The sequence below is a fragment of the Methylobacterium soli genome, from assembly GCF_008806385.1.
Taxonomy (GTDB): Bacteria; Pseudomonadota; Alphaproteobacteria; order Rhizobiales; family Beijerinckiaceae; genus Methylobacterium; species Methylobacterium soli.
On the sequence record NZ_VZZK01000053.1, the window covers coordinates 23,311 to 29,310 of the forward strand.

Annotated in this window: 6 protein-coding genes and 1 pseudogene; 2 read left to right on the forward strand and 5 right to left on the reverse strand. The window is 63.2% G+C overall.

Features of this window, described 5'->3' with window-relative positions; genetic code table 11:
* Nucleotides 1-399: 399 nt before the first annotated feature.
* Nucleotides 400-891: a Ros/MucR family transcriptional regulator gene (locus F6X53_RS28950; RefSeq protein WP_151004881.1), complete on the forward strand. Its 492-nt coding sequence runs from the start codon at nt 400-402 to the stop codon at nt 889-891.
* Between the two features lie 399 nt (nt 892-1,290).
* Here the strand turns inward: F6X53_RS28950 and F6X53_RS28955 are convergent, their stop codons facing one another.
* The 4 genes from F6X53_RS28955 to F6X53_RS28970 all read right to left on the reverse strand — a co-directional run bounded on the left by F6X53_RS28955 (nt 1,291) and on the right by F6X53_RS28970 (nt 5,303).
* Complete coding sequence (locus F6X53_RS28955) at nt 1,291-2,274, reverse strand: ABC transporter substrate-binding protein (protein ID WP_151004883.1); 984 nt, start codon at nt 2,272-2,274, stop codon at nt 1,291-1,293.
* Nucleotides 2,275-2,990: 716 nt separating this feature from the next.
* Nucleotides 2,991-3,254 (reverse strand): hypothetical protein, encoded by a 264-nt coding sequence (locus F6X53_RS28960; RefSeq protein ID WP_151004884.1) that lies wholly within the window; start codon nt 3,252-3,254, stop codon nt 2,991-2,993.
* Nucleotides 3,255-3,645: 391 nt separating this feature from the next.
* Nucleotides 3,646-4,542: an NAD(P)H-hydrate dehydratase gene (locus F6X53_RS28965; RefSeq protein ID WP_151004886.1), complete on the reverse strand. Its 897-nt coding sequence runs from the start codon at nt 4,540-4,542 to the stop codon at nt 3,646-3,648.
* Nucleotides 4,539-5,303, reverse strand: a complete 765-nt coding sequence (locus F6X53_RS28970; protein ID WP_151004888.1) for a histidine phosphatase family protein — start codon at nt 5,301-5,303, stop codon at nt 4,539-4,541. The genes F6X53_RS28965 and F6X53_RS28970 overlap by 4 nt, the downstream gene beginning before the upstream one ends.
* 238 nt (nt 5,304-5,541) lie before the next feature.
* Here F6X53_RS28970 and F6X53_RS32740 point away from each other — a divergent pair, with 238 nt between their 5' ends.
* Nucleotides 5,542-5,847 (forward strand): hypothetical protein, encoded by a 306-nt coding sequence (locus F6X53_RS32740; RefSeq protein ID WP_191971042.1) that lies wholly within the window; start codon nt 5,542-5,544, stop codon nt 5,845-5,847.
* A gap of 22 nt (nt 5,848-5,869) precedes the next feature.
* On the opposite strand, the pseudogene F6X53_RS28975 reads toward F6X53_RS32740, so the two are convergent.
* Nucleotides 5,870-6,000: pseudogene (locus F6X53_RS28975) on the reverse strand (IS701 family transposase); the annotation flags it as partial.

Consider the following 6,000-nt stretch of genomic DNA (forward strand, 5'->3'; position numbering starts at 1 on the left):
ATGCCGCATCATTCCCATGCCCCCCCTCCGTCGACTTACGACAGGGCCAGGGCCACGATGCTGGCCCGCAAAGGTGCTGTTCCCCTGCGCCGCCGCGCCCCTGTCGAGGCCGTCACCTCCACCGCCGCCTGAGGCGGCAAGGCTGCCATTGGTAGTTCCGAGTTGCAGAGCAACGGCGAGTGCCGCGCCAAGAACGAATTTCATCATGCTGATGTGCCTCAAGCGGCACTGCGCCGCGAGCCAGTGAAGTAGGGCTCGGTTGTATCCAGCCCACCATGTTCACGCATTCGTTGTATGCGAGCGGCATGTCCACATCTCTCTAAATCATGCAAGCTCAGAGCCTTGCATTTCGACTGAATGAGCGTATTGGCCTGACCGTCATTGGAAACAGGTTGTCAAATGGCTGAAGTCGAAGAAGCTCTTCATGCAAGCCACCTCGAACTAGCCGCCGACATCGTGTCGGCCTATGTGTCGAATAATTCGGTCCGGGCAACTGACCTTCCGTCGCTCATCAACGAGGTCCATGCAGCGCTGAACAACCTTGCAGCCGGTTCTTCGCCTGCGGCTGAGCCGGAGGTCGAGAAGGCGACGCCCGCTCAGATCCGCAAGTCGATCACCCCGGACGCGCTAATCAGCTTCCTCGATGGCAAGCCCTACAAGACACTCAAGCGCCATCTCACCGGCCACGGGCTCGATCCGCACACCTACCGGCAGCGGTTTGGTCTGTCGGCGGACTACCCGATGGTGGCGGCGAGTTACGCCGCCCAGCGCTCGGAGCTCGCCAGGGCGATCGGCCTGGGTAGGCCGGGCGGCAGTGCTCAGCGTGGTACTGAGGATGAAGAGATTGCACCTCAAGCTCCGAAGACCCGCGGGCGTCCGAAGAAGGCCTGAGGCCCGCTTAGCACTTCGTTAGCCTTATGGAACACACGCTGCCCCGACATCCGCGTCAACGAAGGTCCACGCCGATGTCGGGAGCCGTTCGCAACTTCGATGCGGAACGCCTCGTGAAGCTCAACGACAATCCACGGACCGGGGAAGCGGTGGGCGGTCGGTTCGGTCACGCAACGGCTCGTACGAGCCGCTCAGCTTCCCCTCGCCACGCATCCCGCCACCTGATCGAGACGCACCCGCAGATCCGGCACAGCTGCGATGTTCAGTGCAACCCGCTCCGCCTCGTTGCGCGACATAGCTTCGCTGGCTGACCTGCATCCTGAGCGTGAAGCGGAGAAAAATCTACCTTCCGCAAGTCTGCGGACGCTGCGTTGGACGATTGACCCCCGTCGAGCCTCCCTACTCGATCACCGCGTCGGCGCGGGCCGGCAAGATCGGCGGTATCGCCAAGCCGAGCGCGCTCGCGGTCCTGAGATTGATCACGAGCTCAAACCGGCTTGGCCGCTGGACGGGCAAATCGCTGGGGTGGGCCCCTCGCAGGATCTGGCCGGCATACTGCCCGACGACGCGGAACAGCTCGGGGAAGTTCGAGCCAAAGGAGATCAAGCCGCCGGCGTCCGCGAACTCGCGGCGGAAGTACAGCGTCGGGATCGCCTGCCGGGCCGCCGCAGCGACGAGCTGATCGGTGCGTGCGAAGAAGAACGGGTCGGCAGCGACGAGAAGCGCGTCGGCCCGTAGGGCTCTCAGCCTGTCGAACGCTACTTCGATCTCGCGCGCGTTCATGGCGCTCACGACCTCGATGCGCTGGCCAAGAGTGCCGGCCGCTACCCGGATCTCGTCAGACTCCGAGATTGCCGCAGGATTGGCCGGGTTCACCAGAAACCCGATCGTGGACGCTTTGGGCAGGAGTTCGTGGAGAAGCTCCATCCGCTTAGCAGCCGCTTCGATGAACGAGGCGGTGATGCCGGTGAGATTGCCGCCGGGCCGGGCGAGGCTCTCGACGAGACCGGCAGCCACAGGGTCGCCGGCAGTCGTGAAGACGATGGGAATGGTCTGCGTTGCCGCCTTGGCGGCGCGGGCCGCGACGGTGCCGCCGGTCGAGACCAGAACCGCCACTGGCCGTGCAACGAGTTCGGCGGCCAGCGCCGGGAGCTGGTCGTAGCGCCCCTCCGCCCAGCGATACGCGATGGTCACGTCGCGACCTTCGACGAAACCCAATCCGGCAAGACCCTTGTGGAAGGCAGTTAGGAGCGTCGCATCGACTGTCGCAGATCGGCTGCTCAGAAAGCCAATCTCGGGCCGGGCAGGCTGCTGCGCGCGCAGGCTTCGGGGCAGGACGATGGCCGCCCCACAGACGAGCGAACCAAAGTCGCGCCGCCGCATCTCAAACATCGTCTCGCACGCTCAAAATTGGACTGCCAGGCAGCATGACAGTGACGAAAAATGCACCCTTAGGCCGACCTGGGCACGGTAGGTATAAACATTGAAGGAGGCGAATTATTTTTACGTCTTCGCCGAAGCCCTGGACACTGCATACTCCAGCAGACCACTCTTGCTCATGGGAGAGGATCAGTCCACTTGGCAATGCGGAGAAACAGCCCGAAGCCGGTGGCTTCTGGTCTTCGGAGAGGCGGCCGACGCCTTATGAGTTATGCTCTCGGCCGTGGACGCCTCCAATCTATCATGGAGGATCTCCAGGACGTCCTTATGCCATTAGCGTTCGCGGCCAGCCCACGATGGTCGCTTGCCTTCCCAAAGGGGAGCCGAGGCCCATCGTTGGCCGCTGGCCGTCTCCTCACGGTCGCCAACCCGAAGGAGTACCTTCTCGGCGTCCTCGCGGCCAGTCCGTGAGCCGATGAAGGCCGCCGGTTGGCCATTGATCGCTTTGATCACTCTGCGGTGAGCCATATCAGCCTCGTTGCTGCATCGCGAATAACATACCGCATTGCAGCAGAAACGGCGAGGGCGGCGCTCGACGGATAGCCCTCAGGTAGCTCGATCAGGCTCCATAATTCCCAATCTCGGAACGGCGCTGCTCGCGGCGGGCTGCCATTCATACCTGTCCCGCCCAACCCCTCCGAAGCTTGCGCGGCCGACGCCTACTGAAACTGGCGTACGATCTCGCGGTGTCTGCGCTCTAGATGCAGTTCGATCAGTTCGAACAAGCCGCCGCGATTGCGAGCGCGATGCTCCGGCAATGCGAGTTCGTAGAACAGGGCATCCATCGCAGCCAGACGCGCTTGGATGCCTTGGAACTGGGTTAGGTAGGCATCTACCGCTCGCTCAGCCTCGATGATGGTTCCGGGCTTGTAAGAAGCTGCCAATGCGAGGAGTGAGAGCACGGTGTCGTCGAGCAGAGTCATACGGCTAGTAGCGCTGTGTGCTCCTCAACGGTTCCGGTACGTGGGTATCGCCCTTCCGCTGCGGTGCACGGCCTGCGGCGGCAAGCGGATCGAGACGTGCCCGGATTGGTTGGTCCGGGGCTGTGAGCGGGGGCAGCTCCATACTGCATATTACGCGAATGCGCCGGCTGCGCTCTGCCGAAGGCCCCTTAACGTCCAATCGGCAAGGAGCCTCGTGGATTGGGTATTATGGAGCCGTCCTGCCCCCTGCTGGGCCGGCTAGCAGAGCATGGCGCGTGATCTAAAACCCGTCTACCGCCTGATCAACCCGTCGAAGGTGCGGCTCGGCTTCAGCAGTATCATGACCGAGCAACCGCATCCGTTCGATTAACGCCATTCTGGTCTCACTCAGTCAGGCGCTTGGTTCGCAGGCAACCTCTCGCATGATCGCGGGAACCTCGTTGGAAATCTCGCGCGCTAAAAAGCCTATGGAACCACATGACGCTGCCAGCCGCATTCCCGCCGCGCCGTGCAGATAGACACCCCAGAGAGCAGCAGTCATCGGCTCTGTCCCACGAGCCAGAAGCCCGCTGACGATCCCAGCTAGAGAGTCGCCAGAGCCCGAAGTTGCCAGCCCGACGCCGCCTCCTTCGTAGAGCGACCGCTCACCCCCAGGATCCACGATCCAGCTCTGAGCTCCCTTCATGATCACTACGGCCTGTAGCAGTTCCGCAGCCCTAAGCGCCGCGTCGAGTGGGTCCGCCTCGACCTCATCCCGGCTTCGATCAAGTAACTGCGCCATCTCGCCGGCATGAGGTGTGATCACCACCTGACCACCGCATTTGCGAACTGCCTCAGCGTGCGCACCGAGGCTGCAGAGCGCGCCCGCATCCAGCACATAGGAGGATGAAGGCTGACCTGAGAGCAAGGCGACCGTCAGTGCGGTTGTCGCTTCGCCCGTGGTCATTCCGGGACCGATCAAGACGGCGTCGCAGCGGTCGGCTGCCTTCGCCACACGCTCCTCTGCCCTCTCAGGGTCGATTGCACCTTCCTCCGTTTCCGGAAGCCCAATGACCATAGCCTCGGGCACCGCCAATGCCATCGGAACCGCCACGCTTTTCACGGTCGCGATCTTCAGTTTGCCCGCGCCTGCTCGAAGAGCGGCGATGCCAGCAAGAAGAACGGCGCCCGGAACTTCGACGCAGCCTCCGAGCACCAGCACGCTGCCGCGCTCGTCCTTACTGCCCGCCTCAGGCGTCGGAAGCGGCAGGTTCCGGAGACGCTCGGCTGTGAGTTGATGCTCGATCACTGGATCGCCTCATTGGGGTCTGGCTCGGCAGTCACAGGCGCGCCTGCATCCTCCATGGGGGCGACGAAGTTGTAGCGCTTGAGGATCAACCTTCCTGTCGTTCCCTCCTGCGCTTCGAAGGCGTACTCCGTCACCGAGCAGTTCAAGACGTCGCCCTCCATGTCGATGCCAAGGATCTCTGCCTCGGTCAGGTTCTCCAGAAGGTAGCGTAGGCACAGCACCACAACCTGATGGGCAACGATCAGCACCCGCTTCTGACCATGATGCAGTGAGACGGTGTCCATCGCACTCCTGAGCCGCAGGATGACATCGCACCAGCTCTCGCCCGACGGCGGCCGATGATAGAACTTGCCCAAACGCGTTCGCATGTCGGCCTGCTCAGGATGCAGTTGCTCGACCCCTGTCCGGGTGAGGCGATCGAGAACTCCGAGTTCCTTTTCGCGGAGCCGCTCATCCACAACGTGTTCGTGTGCGTCGGGTGACAGGCCGCCAGCGGCACGGATCCGCGCTGCTGTTTCCTGCGCCCGGACATAGGGGGAGGTGAGAACAACGTCGGGACGCTCAGAGCCCGGCATTGCGGCAAACCACCGCCCCAGTGCAGTAGCCTGCTGCTCGCCGCGCGCACTCAGGGCAACGTCGACGTCGCGCTCGGTGATATCGATGCGAGCGAGACCAGCGTCATGTGCCGCGTCCCGGGCAACGTTCCCGGCGCTTTCGCCATGGCGCACGATCCAGATCCGGCTTGGCCAGCGTTGTTGCATGCGCCGCTTCCTCTTACGTGGCGTGTGGCAACGTTCGCAGCGTGGCCGAGTTCGCTATCATCTCGTCTACGGCTGCATCTTCGTGGGACATTTGAAGCTCGGCCTCACCCACTTGGCAGGTGGCGGAAACAGCCGAAAGCAGCGGCGGCACGGGACTAAAGCGAGGTGGAGCACGTTTCATGCCTCAAGTGACTCCCGGCCGTGCCTCCGGCCGGGTGGAAGCCTAAGAAGGGTTGGCATGGCGCGGTTCATCGTGATCGAGAGAGGAACAGGCAGGGTCTACGGCGACACGGCTCGATTTGGCCCTGCGGGGGACGTGGTTTCGCCTGCTGATGCGGTGTGCCTGTTCGACCGCCACCTTGGCCGCGCCGCTCGCGGCTTTGGCTACGTCAAACCCGACAGCGATGCTGCGAGCTACGATGTCTACGAAATCCCGCGCTCCCGCCCCGATAGCCCCACAGCGAGTGACCTAGCATTACAGTTGCATTCTCTTTCTGAGATGGGCCTGTCGAGCGGCAGCTTGGTGGGCGCGCCGCCAGGCTGACCAAGCGAGCACGAAGGCGGGCTCAATGCGCCGCTGCGCCAGCCGCATTGCCACGCGCCGGATCTCCTGGATGGACCACAGCACCTACGAGCTTGGCGATGAGCGTCGTTTTTGGGGGCGGTCCATTCGCCAGACGGCGCACCCGCGCCAGCA